Raw genomic sequence first — 18,721 nt, 5'->3', positions numbered from 1 at the left:
TTTTGCTATTATAACGTCACTAGAAAGTTTTGATTCGTCGTAGCTTCGATCTGAGGATGCTGTTTCAAATAGTCAGCAATCAGTTCCGTCATATCGACTTGAATCTCACGAACGATTTTTTCGGCAGAAAACATGGCGTAGTTGCCACCGCCCACGGCACGGTATTGGTTGATGACGATCTCTAATTCTTGGTCCATCGCAATGGCTTTTTCTTCAAAGTCCAAACGGGTGATTCGTTGACCAACGGGTTGACTAAGATCGATCGTATACTCGATGCCTTCATACATATCGTAGTTATAATATTGCGGTTTTGGTTCAATAAAAGCAGGATTGAAAACGATCTGACCGTCAACAACGGCTAAATAATCCGCCGTTTGTTCTAAAGCAGCTTTTAATTCGGCACCTGTTATTTTGACTACAGCTAATGTATTTGGGTAAATATAATTGGTGATCACATCCCGCATCGTGATGGTTGCGCCAAAGCCTTTGCCTTCATTGTTGAAAAGAGCAGTGCCAGAAATTTTAGCACCGCTGGCAGCCATCTGAACACGATTGATGAATTCAATATAAGGATGCTCTTTCAAGCGTGCCCCCATCGGATCGTTGATTCGCATGTCCCCACTGACTTTGCCTAACGGCTGATCTAGCCATGTTTGTAACTCTTCTTCGATGGGTGCTAACAAAGCCAACGTCTCTTGATCTGGGACAGCATCCGCAACAGGGATCAACGCAGCCGTACTGTTTGTGACATGAACCCCTGTCTGATTTTTTTCAACCGTCAATTCGATGGCGCCGATAAAGCTTCCACGATAACCGGGCTGCACAACAGGGACACCATTGATTTTTGTGGCGATCTCACGATGTTGGTGTCCTGTGAAGAAGGCATCGATTCCTGAAACTTCCTGCAGTAATTGATAGCCCTCATTTTCGCCAGTCAATAATTCGGTCGGTTCCCCAGTGACTAAATCACGCTCGAAGCCGCCATGGTAGCTGATGACAACGATATCGGCTTGTTCTCGTAAGTAAGGTACATAGTTTTTCGCCGTCTCAACAATACTGACAAATTGCATCCCGCGAATCGTCGCAGGTTGTTCCCAATGAGGAATATAGGGCGTCACCATTCCTAAAATCGCGATCTTTACCCCTTCTTTTTCAATGATGGTGTAAGCTTGCCCAAAGAATGGTTCCCCCGCTTCATTTAAAATATTGGCTGCAAGTACCGGCGTTTGGTAGCTGGCGATCGCTTCTTGCAAATAAGGCAGACCGTAGTTGAACTCATGATTGCCTAAGACATGAACATCAACGTCTAGGTGGTTGACGACAGCGGTCAATGCGGCAACGGAGTGCTGGCTTTTGGCAATGTAATAGCTTAAGGGCGATCCTTGGATAAAGTCGCCATTTTCGATCGTTACGACCGATCCGGTGGCTGCTTGGCGCAGTTCTTTCATTTTGGTGGCAACTTTTGCCACGCCGAATCCTTGTTCCGTGTCATCGGCAAAATTGGTTGGATAGACATAGCCATGCATATCGCTCGTTTCTAAAAACGTGATTTTCATTCAAAAGACTCCTTTTCCCCTCAATACACCAAAAGGGCATGCGCATAAGTCGAAAACCCTCGAAAGCCAGCAAATTCTGCTTCCTTGCGTCTTCAAACCTTATGATACAAACCCTTTGGTGTTTCATCTCAGGTGTTTCCCTGATTATACCCTATTTTGACGAAGAAATTCAGAATTATTGGTTCCAAGCATCTTCTAATTGTGGTTTTGCGTTTTCAATCAATTGATCGACATCTTGATCTGTATTAGACAAAATGTTTTCCATGATTGAACGCATTTCATTGTAAGCAGGATCAGCATTTTCAATCACTGGGATCGAGAACAATTCTTTGGTTGCATCTTCTAATTTGGCAGCCACTTTTGTTTCAGGATTGTTTTTGTATTCATCGCTTTCCAAAACAGATTCAACAACTGGCATGTAGCCGGTATCGATTGCCCATGTTTTTTGCGCTTCTGGAGAAGTCAAGAATTTCATGTATTCAAAAGCAGCAGTACGTTGCTCTGGTGTTGCGCTGTTGAACATGTACAAGTCAGTTCCTTGTTGCAAGTTGATTGGTTCTGGACGAGCTGCTACGTCATATTCAAATTTGCCTTCGGTATCTTTTTTAACAAAACCTTCCCCTGCGATTGAGCCGACATACATTGCGACTTGCTCGTTGGCAAATGGTCCAGACAAGTATTGATCAGAACCAGCGATTCGGAAGTAGCCCTCTTTGACACCATCCAGGTAGTAGTTGATGACTTCTTTTGATTCATCGCTGTCTAGTTGCAAGTCTTTGTCAAAATCAACACCTTGGTTTTTCATTGCGATGGCGTAGTAGTTGTTTAATGAGTCAAAACCAGCACCTACTACTTCACCGTTTGATTTTTCATAGATTTCTTGAGAAGCTTCTTTTAATTCTTCAAGGTTTGTCGGTACGTCAATACCATACTCGTCTAACATGTCTGCATTGTAGAACAGCATTTCTGTTGATTTGTTGAAAGGAATCCCGTATTGCACGCCGTCGATCTGCGCGCCTTCTAAAAGGGCACTGCGGATCTCTTCTTGGTCACCCCAACCGATAGTATCATCGTTGATGTATTCGCCAAGGTCAACCAACATGTCATCTTGGGCAGCATTCCATAACCAACCAGGATATGCTTGGGTGATAGTTGGTAGATCTTTTGGTGAAGGCAAGGTTGAATTCACCTTTGCTTGTAGATCAGAGTAGCTGGATTGGTTTTGCAATTCGATCTTGATGTTTGGATTTTCGTCCATGAATTGCTCGGTCAATTTCGTCAATGATTCTTCTTGCGCACCATTCATTGCATGCCAAAAGGTGACAGTCGTATCTTCGCTTAGTTCTGTAACGATTTCATCACTTTCGGTAGAACCAGATGAATCGTTGTTGTTTCCACAAGCCCCTAATACCAATGTCGCGGCTGCAGCTGCTGCAAATGCAAGTTTCTTTGTTTTCATTTTTTCCTCTCCTCTATCACTCTAAAATAATTTTTTCACCGCGTTGCGGCAATATTCTTTCACCATACGGATTCACCAGATTTTCTGGTTTCAGCGTATGGATTGGAACCAATCGTTGGGGCTCGATCCATGCAATGATCTGATCTAAATCAGCTGGTTTCGCATGTCCCGAGTTTGGCAAACGGACAAATTCGATCTCCAGTGCTGCCAGTTGATCCAAAAAGACTTGATAAGCTGGATCAAAATCGCCTAACGGCTGCGCATCACTGTGAATATACAATCCACCTGTTTGCAAGTTTTCAAAATGCGCGACTGCTTGCCAAAGGTACTGGCTCGTGTCGGCACATAATGCCTGATAAGAAATGGCGAAGGCTGGATCGAGAGTCGCTGGTACTTGATCATCGATCGTATAGAACGGTACATCTTTATTGAAAATTTCTTTCAACAAAGCAGCTTGCGTCGCCTCTAAAACAACCGTCCGCGGCGCGGCTTCAACAAGCGCCATAAAGCGCTCAACATTGGCTGGATAGCCATTGAAGGTAATTTGTCGTTGGGGATTTTCTTTGACCAAACGCACGAAGGTCTCAATCAATTCTGTTTCACTTTCCACCGTGATCGCTTTGGGGTCCGGTTCTCTTTCTGGGAAGCTGATGCTGACCCCTTCCATCATCAATAGATCCGTGTGTTTGGCTAATTGACAGAATTCTTTGGTACGCTCTGGATGATAGCCATGCAAACGCAAATCACCGGTATAAGCGATAAAATGATCCGGCGTGCGAATTAACAAGGCCGCCGCACCGTACGCATCATGATCGACTGGAATGATCTCGACTTCGATTTCCCCGATCCGAATCACATCATGGGGTTCTAAGCCGATCAATTCACGGACAAAGCTTTTTTCCTCATGAGGAACGGGCAGCAAGAAGTCCCCTTTTTGATTCAACACTTCGAGGATCGCTTTGGTTTCCTTCAAGGTGTACATAGGAATATTTGGGTCTAAAAAGTTGATCATCTTGGAATGATCCAGATGGGCGTGGGAAAGAAAAACTGCTGTTTCTTGGTATTCTTTCGTTTCGCTTCCTTGGTACGTGTAGTCTAAGCGTGGATCGTAGACATTTTTCAGTTCTGGTATCCAGCGATGCGCAACTAACGTTTGTAATTCTTCATCTGGTAAGGGTGTTTCTGGATGATACTCCGAACCGAAATCAAAAAAGATATGGGCATCTTTGTACGCAACTTCGATGACGGTTCCTCCAATCGTTAAAATTCCGCTATGGAAGGTGATCGTTGTTTTATCCTTTGATGCCATCTTTAGCCACTCCTTTGATAATTTCTTTTCTAAAGATCAAGTAAATGATCAGAATTGGAATGACGGTCAAGGTCGCTGCCGCCATTTGTAAATGAACGTCACTGCCGCTTTCTGTGGTAAAGGCAGCCAATCCATTATTTAAGAGACGGTATTTTTTCTCATTCGTCACTAACAACGGCCATAAGAAAGAATTCCAGCTAGAGATGAACGTCAGAATCCCGACTGTCACCAAGGCTGGTTTAGACATGGGGATCAAAATTCGGCGGATATAAGCTAGGTCGCTGGCACCGTCAATTTTGGCTGCCTTATAAAAGGTATTAGAAATACTTTGTAAATAACCGTTTAAATAATAGATGTAAAAAATACTGGTCAGAAACGGAATGATCAAGGCACTATACGTATTCAATAAGCCCATTCGAGCAATCGTATTGTAATTGGTAAAGATGATGGATTCATAAGGAACCATCAGTAAGGAGATCATTAAACCAATCACGAGACGCTTGTATTTGAATTCAAGACTCGTTAATGCAAAAGCAGCTAAAATTGCCGTGATCAGCGTCGCTATGGTAGTGACCGCTGAAACAAAGACCGTATTGAAGAAGTAGCGTAAAAACGGTGCTCGGGTAAAGACTTCCCCGTAGTTGCTCCATTGGAAGGACTCTGGCATGATCGTCGGTGGAATACTGGTTGCTTCACTGTAGGTCATTAGACCAGCTAAAATCATATAGACAAAGGGAAATAGCGTGATCACTGCTAAAATTGCTAAAAACAGCATCGAAACAATCGTGACAATTTTTTTCATTCGTTTATTCGCCCACTTTCTTCAAAAGTTTATTTTGGATAAAGGTGACGAGCAAAATAATGATAAACAAGATCACGGTTGCCGCCATTGCAATCCCCGGACGTCCGGCGATATGGAATTTGTCGTAGATATAAAAGACTGCTGTCGTGGCACTACGAGCGATCCCTGGCTGGCCGCCAAACAAAGCATATACTTGGGTATAAACTTTAAAGGCACTGATCAGATTGACCGTCAACAAGAAAGCAAAGGTCGGGATCAACTGCGGAAAGGTGATTTTCCGAAAAATTTCGCCATCGGTAGCGCCAAACATTTTTGCGATTTTATAATGTTCTTTGTCGATGTTGCGCATTCCTGCCAACAAGATAATAATGTTGAAGGCGAGGCTCGTCCAAACGCCGAAGATGATCAAGGTCGTCATACTCATGTTGACGTTATCTAGCCAGTTGACTGGCGCAATGCCGACAAGACCTAGCAGATAATTAATGATCCCGTAAGAGCCATTGAAAAAGTAACGAAACACGATCCCGATCGCAATCGTACTTGTGACATAGGGCATAAAGAAGATCGTTTCAAAAAAACTTTTGTATTTGACTTTTTCAAAAATGATCCAAGCAATCGCTAATGAGAGAATCAGTGAGATCGGCACGACCGCAAAAGCAAACAGTGCTGTGTTTTGCAGTGCTCGAAAGAATACGGGGTCCGTTAAAACCCTTTGATAGTTCTCAAGCCCAGCATACTGTTGGTTAATCAAGGTTCCTTTTTGGAAACTCATGATGAAAGAACGAAACAGCGGATACACACTGAATAAGAAAATAATGACCAATGAAGGCAGTAAAAACAGCCACGCCTTTGGTTGATTCTCAGGGTTATAATTTTTTTTGAACATTAGTAGACCCGCTCTCCTTTTTCATCAAAGATAAAGGCTTTTTTGTAATGAAAATCAAATGACACTTGCGCGCCTTCTTCAATGATCTCTTCAATACTAACGATCGATTTCATATGTTTTGCAGCCAGATCAAAGTTCAAGATTCGTTCTCGTCCGATCAGCTCCACACTCTTGATTTCTGTTTGGAACAACCCCGTTTGTAAGGTGGTCAGCACATCTTCTGGACGAATACCTAACGTATATTGGCCGTCTGTCAATGGTTTCTTGAAGCGAATGTCGGTAAAGCGGTCAACTGGGATCGTGAATGCTGGATGGATCATTTGTCCCTCTTTGACTTCTACTGGCAAGATGTTGATGATTGGATTACCAATGAATTTCGCTACGAAAAGATTGTTTGGTTCTAAGTAAAGGTTTTGCGGATCATCATTTTGTTGAATGATCCCTTCATTCATCAAAATAATCTTATCACTGATAGAAAGAGCTTCTTCTTGGTCATGAGTCACGAAGATCGTAGTGATTCCTACTTCTTTGACTAACCGACGAATTTCTTCACGGATCTTCAAGCGCAAACGGGCATCTAAGTTACTCAATGGTTCATCCAGCAGTAACACTTCTGGACTTTGCACCAAAGCACGAGTAATGGCGACCCGTTGCTGTTGTCCACCGGAAAGGGTTCCTGGTTTTTTCTGACTTAATTCTTCAATATTGGTCAGCTTCATGAACTTTTCAGCAATTTTTTGTGCTTCATTTTTCTTGATCTTTTTCTCTCCGACTGTCAAGGGAAACATGACATTTTCTAACACAGTCATATGGGGATAAAGGGCATAGTTCTGAAAAACAAACCCGATATTGCGGTCTTTCGGCTCCGTCTTAACAACGGAAGTACCATTAAAGCGGATATCACCATCGGTGGGACTTAACAACCCCGCGATCAAATTCAATATCGTCGATTTCCCGCAACCACTAGGTCCCAACAAACAAACCAAATCGCCTTTTTCTATTGTAAAATCTACTGCTTTCAAGGCTTCGAACTTATTATCAAAAACCTTCTTCAACCCGACTACTTCTATCAAAACTGCCCCTCCATTTTCTCTTTTTCCTCCGAATAGTTGACTGGCATTTCAAGTCACAAAAAAAACGAACTCTTGATGTTTCGGTCAAACGCTCAAAGAAATTCGATTTTAATCATAACAAACGAATGTTTTTATTCGATACTATTATTGTAAATGTTTTGTAAAAACCAATGGGAATTATGAAAGAATTTTTAATTAATTTACCAAACAATGAGAAAACGATGAGTGATTCAAAGGGAATTCTACCCGCTAATCCCGAACATTTCGTCATTTTTCGAAAATTTTCATGAAAAAATGAATGAATTTTATCAAATATACATACCTGTGTATAATAACACTATTTTTACACAGCTTTTTTATCAAAAGCACCCTTATTAAATACTTACTAAAATCGTCAGTATCTCTCCGATTAAAATAACAAAAAAGGACGGTTTTCCCAAAGAAAACAATCGTCCTTTTTCCCCTTCAGTTATTCGACTTCATCGATCGTCAACGTCAGCAATTTCGTTGAGACTTGCTCAAGAAAATAACGGTCGTGTTCAATGATCAGCATAGAAGGCTCCACCAAATGGATTACTTCCTCTAATTGCTTCTGATTGAAGACATCCAAATAATTCAGAGGTTCATCCCAGATAAACAATTCTGCTGGTGTTGCTAATGATTTGGCTAGTTCCACGCGTTTACGCTGCCCCATGCTCATTTGCTGGATCGGCGTTTGAAAAACAGCTCTTTCCAAGCCAAGTTTTTTCAAATTATTTAGCAGATCTTGATAATTCAAGCCATGTTCTTGGGCAAACTCTGTCAGCATCCCACAATTGTCCTCGTAGTTTTGTCGAACATAACTGATGGTGATCCCATGGGCTGTTTTGATCGTCCCTGTCTGCTGTCCTTCGAAAGTACCTAAAATACTCGCAATCAAACTGGACTTGCCAGATCCGTTGGCCCCTTGAATCCCCAAGCGCTCTTTTTGACGGATCGCAAACGTCAGCGGTTTAAACAAAGGCTTCTCATAGCCGAGCTGAAAATGCTCTGCTTCCAGCAACACGTCATGATGGCTAACAAGCGGGGTCATTTTCAGAGGATCGATCCACTCAATGTCTTTTAACAACGCAGACTTGTCTTGAATTTGATCTTCCATCCGTTTAACGATCGCTTTCGAGCGCTTCATGGTCCGTGCCGCTCGGGCACCGATCGCCCCCGTATCATAGATTGCCCCACTGCCTTTTTTGGTCGGCGACCCTAATTTGTCCCGTTCGCGTCCTCGGGACCACTCCGCTTTCTCGGCTGCCGTCTGCTTCAAACGACCGATTTCTTTTTTCAACTTGCTGTTTTGTTCTTGCTCATAGGCATCTTTTTGCTGCTTTTGCAGTTCATAAACTGAATAATTCCCTTTGTACAACACCAAGCGGCTTTTTTCGATCGCCAATACATGATCGACGACTTCATCGACAAACTGTCGATCATGGCTCACAACGATAAACCCGGTTTTTTGCTGCAAATAGCGGGCAACATGTTGGCGAGCGGTCACATCCAAATGGTTGGTTGGCTCATCGATCAAAGCAAAATTCTCTTCATCAACGAACAAACGCGCCAATAGAACTTTCGTTTGCTCGCCGCCAGATAAAGTGGCAAAGGGCCGCCAAAGAACTTCTGGATCAAGTTGCAGCAGGTTCAATTCTCGTTCCAAACGCCACTGCTCAAATTCACCTGATTCTTGTAAAACAAAAAGCGTCAGTTGCTGATCGTCAGCGACGGTTAAGGGAAAATAAACGAATTGCTGCTCATGGGTAATCGAGCCGCTATACGGCAATTCATTGAGCAGCAAACGCAGCAAGGTCGTTTTGCCGCGACCATTTCTGCCAATCAACCCTAATTTCCATTGAGTATCAAGGTTCAAGTTGGCATCCTCAAAAAGCAACCGTTCCTGGCTATCAAAGCCAAAAGTTAAATGATTAATACTGATATTCGACATAAATATACCTCGTCTCTATTCACGGAATAGAGTAGACTAAAGCTATTTTCAGAATCAGTTTTTAGAGGTACACAAAAAGATCCCCCATTGAAAAAGTCAACCAATCCTGAAAATCTGCAGACTATCCCCTTGGAGGAACAGTTTCATGCAGCTTTCAACAAATTGGTTAATTTTTCAATGGAGGATCCCTCATTTCGTTTAATAGTGCCCTAAGTATAGCATTGATCGACAAAAAAGCGCAAGCTTGCTATTCCTTGCTATTTCAACTTTATATTTTGTTCACAAACTATCCCCGCTTTTGATGGAAACACTTCATTAAAAAACAAAAAAACCATCAGGTTGGTTAGTCCTGATGGCAAAAGGAGTAAAATGAAAAATAAAAAGGTTGTTGGTTGTGAATTCATTATACCTCCGATAAAAAAACTTTACATGTGAAAAACATAACAGTTAAATTAAATAACTCTTGTTTAACTTGAATGTTTATCATTTTTTTAACAATAAAGCGGTCATCCGTTGGATAGCAAAAGAAATTTCGTCCGTTGCTTCATCTTGCTTAGCTTCAGCTGCATCAAAGGCTTCTTGGTCGATTTTGTTATCCAGACTCAAAATCATCTCATCACAGCCGGCAACATATTTCATATACGCTCGCTCGAATTTTTTATGGATCCCCATCACATTCGCTGGTGGACGCAATTTGCTGATTTTTTCCAGCATCAAGCGGTATTTGTCCGTGCCTTCTTTAAAAATTCTGGTAATCTCAGCTAGCCGCTCAGGTGTTACCTCTGCTTCTTTCTTCTCGTCGATCGCTTTGCGGATCTCTTCATAATTGGGATTCATTTTCTCCCCGATTGCTTCTGTTTCTTTGACAAGATCGTTGATTGTTTGTACATAAAAACCTAAGTTTGGTCGCACAGTGGGTCCCCTACTTTCTTTGTTATTATCTTCTATTTTACCGTTTCTTGCTGCAAATGAAAAGGTCAAGAAACAGCCATAGGGTTTATCGAAAATAAGCCAGCAAAAAAGGGCCTGCTGCCCATGGAGAAGGACAGCAGACCATTCGTTGTTTTTCTGTTTATTTTTGGCTTATTTGCGTCCCATTGCTCGTTGGATCGCTTTGACGATCTCAACGACTGGAATGATCGCAAAGGAGGCGCCTAAAACGATGCCCCATTGATACAAGTCAAGGTGTGCGACACGGAAGATATCGTTTAATCCTGGCACAATGAAGATCACTAGCATCAACGCAAAGGACAACAGGATCGCCCAGTTGAAGGCTTTGTTTCTAAATGCTCCTACTTTAAAGAGCGACTGATGGATCGATTTGACGTTGAAGGCATGGAACAATTGCATCAATCCTAACGTGGCAAAGGCCATCGTTAAGGCATCGGCATGGATCGCATCATACGTATTGTGGACGGGCCATTGGATCGCTGACCAATAAACGAACAGCACGGTTGCCGCTTCTAAGATCCCTTGGTAGATGATACTACTCATCACACCACCTGAGAAGAAGTTGGAACTGCGTCCCCGCGGTGCATGTTTCATTAAATCTTTTTCAGCAGGCTCCATTCCTAAGGCAATTGCTGGGAAGGTATCCGTTACTAGGTTGATCCAAAGCAAGTGGATCGGCAATAGCGAGTCCCAACCCCACAAGGTTGCTAAGAACAAGGTCAAAACTTCCCCTAGGTTAGCGGCTAGCAAGTATTGAATCGCTTTTTGAATATTGGAGAAAACTTTACGTCCTTCTTCCACTGCTACGACGATCGTAGCAAAGTTGTCATCTGCTAGGACCATATCGGAAGCACCTTTAGAAACTTCGGTACCTGTGATCCCCATGCCAACACCAATATCGGCTTGCTTCAGTGATGGTGCATCGTTGACCCCGTCACCGGTCATGGCAACGACTTTGCCTTCTTGCTGCCAAGCTTTGACGATGCGGACTTTATGTTCCGGCGATACCCGCGCGTAGACTGAATAGTGGGCTACCTTTTGGGCAAACTCTTCTTCGCTCATTTTATTGAGTTCAGCGCCGGTCAAGACAGCATCATCATCGCCCGGTTTGATGATCCCTAAACGTCCCGCAATGGCTTCAGCTGTATCCCGGTGGTCTCCGGTGATCATGATGGGACGAATCCCAGCTTCTTTGGCTAAACGTACCGCATCGGCTGCTTCTGCCCGTTCTGGGTCAATCATTCCGACTAAGCCAGCAAAGACCAAATCATTTTCGACGATTTCTGATTCTAAGTTTTCTGGCACTTGATCTACGTATTTGTAGGCCATTCCCAATACCCGCAGCGCTTGTTTTGCCATATCGGTATTGTTGAATAAGATTTTTTCTTTTTCTTCATTCGTCATTGGTAGCTCTTGGCCATCCAATAGTACTTTTGAGGTTCTGCCTAGTAAGACATCCGGTGCACCTTTGACAGCAACTAAATAGCGGCCGTCTTCTTGTTGGTGGATCGTACTCATAAGTTTTCGGTCAGAATCAAAGGGCAGATCCGCTATCCGTGGTTCTTGATTGACGAGATCCCGCACATGGAATCCTTGATCCATCCCGAATTGCACCAATGCGGTCTCGGTCGGATCACCGATCAAGTTGCCTTCTTCACCAAATTTTGTATCATTGGCAAAGTTCATGACTTTTAATGCCATGTTGTCTAACGGAATATCTTCTGAAGCAGCATGTTGTTTGTTATTGACATACAATTTTTCCACGGTCATTTGATTCAACGTCAAAGTACCAGTTTTATCAGAAGCGATAATATCCGTTGCCCCAAGGGTTTCAACCGCTGGTAATTTACGGATCACTGCATTTCGTTTCGCCATTACTTGCGTACCTAAGGCTAAGATGATCGTTACGATCGCTGGCAGCCCTTCTGGGATCGCCGCTACTGCTAATGAGATCGAAGTCAATAGCATGTCGACCCATGACGTATTGTTAAAGATCGTTCCAACAAAGAACATGATCACTGCAATGATAATGATGGCGATCGTCAGGAATTTTCCTAGTTCATTTAAGTTACGTTTCAATGGTGTTTCGGTTTCTTGGGCGCTAGCTAGCATGCCAGCGATTTTCCCAACTTCCGTTCCCATCCCTGTATTGACCACGACCCCTTTTCCGCGGCCATAGGTCACATTACTGTTTGAATAGGCCATATTGACGCGATCGCCGATCCCGACATCCGTCCCTTCGATGACAGTCAATTCTTTTTCGACTGGTACGGATTCACCGGTCAAAGCGGCTTCTTCAATTTTTAACGAACTTGCTTCTAAGAGGCGTAAATCTGCCGGTACGACATCGCCAGCTTCTAATAGGACAATATCCCCCGGAACCAATTCATCGCTCTTGATGGTGACGGTATGACCATTACGCAGGACATTGGCATTTGGTGTGGACATTTCTCTTAGTGCTTCGATGGCCTGCTCTGCCTTTGCCTCTTGAACAACACCCATGATCGCGTTGATAATGACAACTGCTAAAATAATAATTGAGTCCACGACTTCATGGGAAACGACTGCTGAGATAATTGCCGCCGCTAGCAAAACGATGATCATCAAATCTTTAAATTGCTCAAAGAATTTTTGTGCCATCGATTTCTTTTTGCTTTCTTCTAATTCGTTGGGACCATACTCAGATAAGCGTTTTTGCGCTTCATCGTTCGTTAATCCATTGGCATCTGTTTGCATTTCTTCCAGAACATGCTGCGCTTCTTGCGCATAAAACGCCTGCGATAGCTGCTCCTTTTTGTTTTCTTCTGACATGTTTCTCCTCCTTTTATACTTACTCTTCCTTTATTGTACATGATATGAAAAAAAATAGACTTATGTATGCACTGTCTAAGCATACATAAGTCTCACTGTTTAAGACAGCACCAGAAATTTCTTTCAGGATGGTGATACTGCCGCAGATAAAATCCGCCAATTACTCCCTCATGTTCATATCAATAACCTACATTATACAAAAACTTTTCGGGTCTGGCAATTTTATTTTCGCTGAAATTCAACAAAGAATTTCTCTTAAAAATCAAGCGATGACCGAGCCGTTTGGCATGCCTTTTGGCGCTTCCACGATTTGCAGACGACCATCATTGTCTTCTGCAGAAAGGATCATTCCTTGGCTGACTTGCCCCCGCATTTTCCGTGGTTTCAAGTTGGCAACGATCACGACTTTTTTGCCGATCAAATCTTGTGGTTCTGGATAAAATTCAGCAATCCCCGATAAAATTTGACGATCTTGATCATCTCCCGCAGCTAAGCGGAATTGTAGCAGCTTGTCGGCCCCTTTGACTTTTTGACAATCAACAACTTCTGCCACTTTTAATTCGATCTTGTCGAAGTCTTCGTATTTGATCTCGGCTTTGTCTGATTGCAATGTGGTTTCTTCTGGATTCCATTTGACTGTTTCTTCTGGACTTTGTGTCCCTTCAGCCATTTTCTTTTGGATGTAGGCTACTTCTGTTTCAAGTTCCAACCGAGGGAAAATCGGTGTGCCTTTGGCAACGACTTTCGTGCCACTTGGAAATTCACCAAAGCGTAAATCTTTCAGATCCATGGCAACAGAAGCCAGTCCTAATTGTTGGAAAATGTTGGCTGGTGTTTCTGTCATCACCGGTTGCAATAAGATCGCAACGATGCGTAAGCTTTCCGCCAAATGAACCATCACACTGTTTAATTCCGCGCGCTTTTCTTCTTCTTTGGCTAACACCCATGGTTGGGTTTCGTCAATGTATTTGTTGGCACGGGAAATCAATGTCCAAACTTCTGACAATGCCGTACTGAATTCCATTTTATCCATGGCTTCATGGTAACGACCAACCACATTGGCCGCAGTCGTTGACAGCTCGCTATCAAAAGGCGTTACTTTTGAGGCATAATCGGGCACTAAGCCATCACAATATTTATTGATCATGGCGATCGTCCGATTCAGCAGGTTGCCTAAGTCGTTGGCTAGATCGTAGTTCAAACGAGAAACGAAATCTTCTGGTGTAAACACACCATCGCTACCAAAAGGAACCGCCCGTAATAGATAGTAACGCAACGCATCTAAGCTGTAGCGCTCCACTAACATTTCTGGATAAACGACATTGCCTTTTGATTTCGACATCTTGCCGTCTTTCATCATCAACCAGCCATGACCAAAGATTTTTTTCGGTAAGGGCAAGTCTAAGGCCATCAGCATGATTGGCCAATAGATCGTATGGAAACGCACGATTTCTTTCCCAACCATATGCACGTCAGCTGGCCAGTATTTTTGGAACAAGGAATCGTCCTCTGAGCCATAGCCTAATGCCGTAATATAGTTAGATAACGCATCGATCCAAACATACACCACGTGTTCAGGACTAGCCGTGACAGGAATGCCCCATTTAAAGGTCGTTCTGGAAACAGCCAGGTCTTCTAAACCTGGTTTGATGAAGTTATTCAGCATTTCATTTTTGCGTGATTCTGGTTGAATGAACTCTGGATGTTCATCATAGTATTGAACCAAACGATCGGCGTATTTGCTCATGCGGAAGAAATAAGAAGATTCCTTCACCAATTCTACCTCATGACCGCTTGGCGCTTTGCCGCCGATGACTTTGCCCTCTTCATCTCGGTAAACTTCTGCTAATTGCGTTTCAGTAAAGTATTCTTCATCAGAAACAGAATACCAGCCTTCATATTCACCAAGATAGATATCTCCTTGATCAAGCAATTGCTGGAAGATTTTTTGAACGGCTGTTTTATGGTAGTCATCCGTTGTACGGATAAATTTGTCATAACTGATGTCTAGTGTGTTCCATAATTTCTTGACGTCAGCTGCCATTTTGTCGACGTATTCTTGCGGATCTACGCCAAGTTCTTCTGCTTTTTTCTCGATTTTTTGACCGTGCTCATCGACACCCGTTAAATAAAAGACATCAAAGCCCATCAATCGTTTGTATCGTGCTACCGCATCACAAGCGATCGTCGTGTAAGAATTCCCGATATGCAGCTTGCCGCTTGGATAATAAATTGGCGTCGTAATATAGAATGTTTCTTTTTCAGCCATGGACGCAAGTCCTCCTTTTCACTAGTAAAGTGTATACTTAGGTAGTATACAGTTCGCAACCCAAAAATGCTATAAATTTAATCAAAAAAGCGGACATAATAAGACCTTTCTTCATGCTCTAAAAGAAGCAAAGGAATCGTTTTCGTCCTTAAAACGCAGCAAATAAACCAGCAGATTTGAGTATTTCTTTTCTACTAGTTATCATAGCGCAGATAGCCGTTCACTTCAATGTTCTAGGGGAAGAATCTGATCCTGACAACGAATCTCATAAGAAATAAAGGTGTTTTATCTCTCTTTGATTAACAGGTACTTCTTTTGCTATAATGAGGAAGACTTCTCTTATAGAAAGGAACGCTATGACTCGAAAAAACAAACAGCATTTTTTGCTTTTAACCGCGCTTTCTGTGGGGCACTTGCTCTTTTCAACCACAGGTTACCCCTTTTTGTTTGCTTACTTCAACAGCCATGATTACGCGGCGCTTTTTGCGACAGCGCTGGCAATCCTACGAGTAGCTTTTCTGCTATGGATCGCTCTTTGGGGCTATTTAGCACTCAAAGAACACCCTCGGTCTTCTTGGCTTTATCTCGCACTGTTTTTCATTAATTTGATCGTTCCTTATTTTTTCCGTTAAGGAAAACCATCGCGCTCAGTTACTTACTTTATCTAAGGCAGGAGAAACCAATGAAAGAATTTACCTCAAAATCAGCTGAAAAACACTACTATGAGAAAGAAGCTTCTGAAGCAGACTTTCTTACGTGGTATCAGGCACAAGATCAGCCGAAATACGAGAAACCCTCCGTAACCGTCGATATGGTGTTGATGTGTTACAACAAAGAAGAAGAACAACTCAAAATTGCGCTGATCCAAAGAAAAGGCCATCCCTTCCGCAATTCTTGGGCATTGCCGGGGGGCTTCGTCAATCCGAATGAATCGACAGGCCAAAGTGTGATCCGTGAGACCCAAGAAGAGATCGGGGTCACTATCTCCAAACAAAACATCGAACAGCTGCACACCTTCAGCACCCCTGGTCGTGATCCACGTGGGTGGGTAATCACCGTCAGCTATTTGGCATTTATTGGTGAAGAGCCCTTAAGTGCTGGGGACGATGCGAATCAGGTACGCTGGTTTTCTCTGGAAAGAAAAGCCAATCAAATCTATTTGACCAGCGGTGAGATCGAGATCATTCTTGACCTGGTGACTGGTGCCTCTGTTGGAAAAGATACGCTGGCTTTTGACCACAGCGCGATCATTCTCAAAGCCTTCAAACGGGTTGCCAACAAGATGGAACACGAGCCGCAAGTGCTTCTTGTATTAGGCAAAGATTTTACGATCACGGAAGCCCGCAAAGTATTCGCCAAGTTTTTGGGGATCGATTTCAAAATGATCGATCATTCCAACTTTAAAAAATCCATGCTTCAATATTTTACGGAGGTCGGCGAAAAGCCCGTTGGCATCGGGCGTCCCTCAAAGATCTATCGCTTAAATGACGCATTTTTAGGTGATAAAATGTAAAAAAATACAACCCCCTGCTAAACCGTAGTTTGGCAGGGGGTTGCTGGTTAATCATAATTAGTGAACGTGGTTCCTAGAAACAAAAATCATAAAGATTTTTTCTATACCCTAGGCGATCCCTGGCGTTCCTTCCAGTTCAAGCAGATCAGCTGCTCATTTCGCCTGAGAGCCGCTCTAGCTTCTGTTGGTCCTGCGTGTCCAACGTGACAAAACGCAGTTCTTTGCCGTACCACTGCGCTTTGTACTGGATTTTGCGAACAAACTGATGCCAATCGCTGATGCTGTAATGACCGGCTTTTAGAACCGTTTCTTCAGCAATTTGTTCCAAATAGATTGTATCGTACTGTTTTACGAGATGATAACTGACTTGATCGATGAATTCCCGCTTTTGACAGCAGTGAAAACGATAGAGGCGAGCGACTTTTCCTTTTAGCTTCTGATAATTTCGTGCCTGAGTCAAAAGGATTTTTTTCCGTTTGACCGCCGTAGCTTTCACCTGAAGTTTGCGTTCTGCTCGTGTCAGCTTCTGTTTTGTTTGGATCGCATGCTCACAAGTGACCGGTACCGATTGGTTGGCTTTGATCAGCTGCTGCGGATCATAAACAACCGCGATAGACGCTTGCTGTTTCGGGAGTGGTGTGATCTCTTCCAAACAAAGAATCGAGATATAAAACTCTTCATTGTTTTTCGCTGAGATCGTTGCCGATTTGATTTTCCCTTTGATCTCCCGATGCTTTTTTACTGGAACCAGTGTTTTGAGCTTTGGCAGCTTGATTTGATCCTCTTCAAAGTAAATGGTGTGCTGCTGATTATTCGTAGTATACGATTGCCAAATACTTTTTTTGGTTTTCATTTTTGGAAAGCCAGCCCGCTTTTGAAAGTAATTTCGAAACGCTCGGTCCAGATTCCTTTGTGCATTCGCCAATGCCAAACTATCGGTCTCCTTCAAAAAAGGATACTCCTTTTTTAGTTTGGCTGGCGTCAACCCTTGCTTTGCTTCATTGTTGGCCAGCTCCTCCATCTTCGCCTCCAGCAGTTGATTGTACGTAAACCGAACACAGCCGAAGGTTTCGATGAAAAACTGTTTTTGCTGTCCATTAGGATAGATCCGAAATTTGTATGCTTTTAAAACACCCAGTTTCATCTCCTCCTAACACTCCCTATACCTTTGACGCTAGTTCCCCTTTTTTTGTGCTAACTTTTCTTGGTAGATCTTGGCTTCTTGTTTCGTGGCATAAACGAAATGTCCTGGTGCGATCTCTTCCATTGCTCGTTCTTGGTTATCGTTTGGTTCGCTGACGTATTTGATCCGTTTGCGTTGACGCTCATGGTCAGGATCTGGCAGCGGAATCGCTGATAAAAGACTTTCAGTATACGGATGGACCCCGTAATGATAGATTTCATCACTGGTTCCTACTTCTAGCAGTTTGCCGTTGTGCATCACGCCGATCCGATCGCTGATGTGTTTGACCATCGATAAATCATGGGCGATAAACAAGTACGTCAATTTATGTTCTTCTTGCAGATCTTGCAGCAAGTTGACAACTTGGGCTTGGATCGAAACATCCAATGCCGAGATCGGTTCATCACAAATGATGAATTTTGGATCGACGGCTAATGCTCGGGCGATTCCGATCCGCTGACGTTGTCCCCCTGAAAATTCATGAGGATAACGGGTTCCATGACTTGGGTTTAGTCCGACGGTTCGCAAGAGTTCATCCACCCGATCATTGCGTTCTTTTTCATTTTTAGCTAATCCGTTGATATCGATCCCTTCGGCAATAATGTCGCGAACTTTCATCCGTGGATTCAAGGAGGCATAAGGATCTTGGAAGACCATTTGAACTTCCCGACGAAAATCAGCCAGCGGTTTCTTGCCTTTGATTTTCATAACATCTTGTCCATCAAAAAGAACTTCGCCTCCGGTAGGATTATTCAAACGAATCACCGTCCGTCCAGTGGTCGATTTTCCGCTTCCGGATTCACCTACTAGACCAAAGGTTTCTCCTTCATAGATTTGGAAGGAGATATCATCGACGGCTTTGACTTCGTCTTTGCGGCCAACGTTAAAATATTGTTTGAGATTCTTTACTTCAAGTAAAACTTTTTCCAACCGTTTC

General features: G+C 43.1%; 14 protein-coding genes. 2 read left to right on the top strand and 12 right to left on the bottom strand.

Annotated features, from left to right (window positions below):
- Positions 1 to 8: 8 nt before the first annotated feature.
- From IGI89_RS07360 to metG, 10 genes are all read right to left on the bottom strand, one after another.
- Positions 9 to 1,556, bottom strand: coding sequence for a bifunctional metallophosphatase/5'-nucleotidase (locus IGI89_RS07360; protein WP_016612915.1), 1,548 nt, complete (start codon positions 1,554 to 1,556; stop codon positions 9 to 11).
- A gap of 175 nt (positions 1,557 to 1,731) precedes the next feature.
- Positions 1,732 to 3,015, bottom strand: a complete 1,284-nt coding sequence (locus tag IGI89_RS07355) for an ABC transporter substrate-binding protein (protein WP_016612916.1) — start codon at positions 3,013 to 3,015, stop codon at positions 1,732 to 1,734.
- A gap of 16 nt (positions 3,016 to 3,031) precedes the next feature.
- Positions 3,032 to 4,324: an MBL fold metallo-hydrolase gene (locus IGI89_RS07350; protein ID WP_005233728.1), complete on the bottom strand. Its 1,293-nt coding sequence runs from the start codon at positions 4,322 to 4,324 to the stop codon at positions 3,032 to 3,034.
- On the bottom strand, positions 4,308 to 5,126 hold the full coding sequence (locus IGI89_RS07345) for a carbohydrate ABC transporter permease (RefSeq protein WP_005228015.1): 819 nt from the start codon (positions 5,124 to 5,126) through the stop codon (positions 4,308 to 4,310). Before IGI89_RS07345 ends, IGI89_RS07350 begins: the two co-directional genes overlap by 17 nt.
- Before the next feature lie 4 nt (positions 5,127 to 5,130).
- Positions 5,131 to 6,012, bottom strand: coding sequence for a carbohydrate ABC transporter permease (locus tag IGI89_RS07340; RefSeq protein WP_008379450.1), 882 nt, complete (start codon positions 6,010 to 6,012; stop codon positions 5,131 to 5,133).
- Positions 6,012 to 7,085, bottom strand: a complete 1,074-nt coding sequence (locus IGI89_RS07335) for an ABC transporter ATP-binding protein (RefSeq protein WP_005233711.1) — start codon at positions 7,083 to 7,085, stop codon at positions 6,012 to 6,014. The genes IGI89_RS07340 and IGI89_RS07335 overlap by 1 nt, the downstream gene beginning before the upstream one ends.
- A gap of 469 nt (positions 7,086 to 7,554) precedes the next feature.
- Positions 7,555 to 9,057 (bottom strand): ribosomal protection-like ABC-F family protein, encoded by a 1,503-nt coding sequence (abc-f, locus tag IGI89_RS07330; protein WP_086316601.1) that lies wholly within the window; start codon positions 9,055 to 9,057, stop codon positions 7,555 to 7,557.
- A gap of 483 nt (positions 9,058 to 9,540) precedes the next feature.
- Positions 9,541 to 9,969 (bottom strand): hypothetical protein, encoded by a 429-nt coding sequence (locus tag IGI89_RS07325; protein ID WP_005228008.1) that lies wholly within the window; start codon positions 9,967 to 9,969, stop codon positions 9,541 to 9,543.
- A 171-nt stretch (positions 9,970 to 10,140) separates the two neighbouring features.
- The gene (locus IGI89_RS07320; protein ID WP_438735481.1) at positions 10,141 to 12,819 is read right to left on the bottom strand and encodes a cation-translocating P-type ATPase; all 2,679 of its coding nucleotides are present in this window, start codon (positions 12,817 to 12,819) and stop codon (positions 10,141 to 10,143) included.
- A 262-nt stretch (positions 12,820 to 13,081) separates the two neighbouring features.
- Positions 13,082 to 15,088, bottom strand: a complete 2,007-nt coding sequence (gene metG / locus IGI89_RS07315; RefSeq protein WP_005233704.1) for a methionine--tRNA ligase — start codon at positions 15,086 to 15,088, stop codon at positions 13,082 to 13,084.
- 356 nt (positions 15,089 to 15,444) lie between these two features.
- Between metG and IGI89_RS07310 the strand changes: the two genes are divergently transcribed.
- Positions 15,445 to 15,720 (top strand): hypothetical protein, encoded by a 276-nt coding sequence (locus IGI89_RS07310; protein ID WP_034872151.1) that lies wholly within the window; start codon positions 15,445 to 15,447, stop codon positions 15,718 to 15,720.
- Between the two features lie 50 nt (positions 15,721 to 15,770).
- Positions 15,771 to 16,601 carry an NUDIX domain-containing protein gene (locus IGI89_RS07305; RefSeq protein ID WP_005233702.1) on the top strand — a complete coding sequence of 277 codons (831 nt, stop codon included), beginning with the start codon at positions 15,771 to 15,773 and terminating at the stop codon, positions 16,599 to 16,601.
- Between the two features lie 145 nt (positions 16,602 to 16,746).
- On the opposite strand, the gene IGI89_RS07300 is transcribed toward IGI89_RS07305, so the two are convergent.
- Positions 16,747 to 17,745 (bottom strand): RNA-guided endonuclease TnpB family protein, encoded by a 999-nt coding sequence (locus tag IGI89_RS07300; protein WP_008379437.1) that lies wholly within the window; start codon positions 17,743 to 17,745, stop codon positions 16,747 to 16,749.
- A gap of 30 nt (positions 17,746 to 17,775) precedes the next feature.
- The gene (locus IGI89_RS07295) at positions 17,776 to 18,714 is read right to left on the bottom strand and encodes an ABC transporter ATP-binding protein (protein WP_005233685.1); all 939 of its coding nucleotides are present in this window, start codon (positions 18,712 to 18,714) and stop codon (positions 17,776 to 17,778) included.
- Positions 18,715 to 18,721 lie beyond the last annotated feature (7 nt).

Origin of the sequence: Enterococcus sp. AZ141, assembly GCF_051714385.1 — a bacterium.
GTDB lineage: Bacteria > Bacillota > Bacilli > Lactobacillales > Enterococcaceae > Enterococcus_D > Enterococcus_D entomosocium.
The sequence above is the reverse complement of the archived record's forward strand: the minus strand, read 5'-3'. Positions and strand labels throughout refer to the sequence as shown.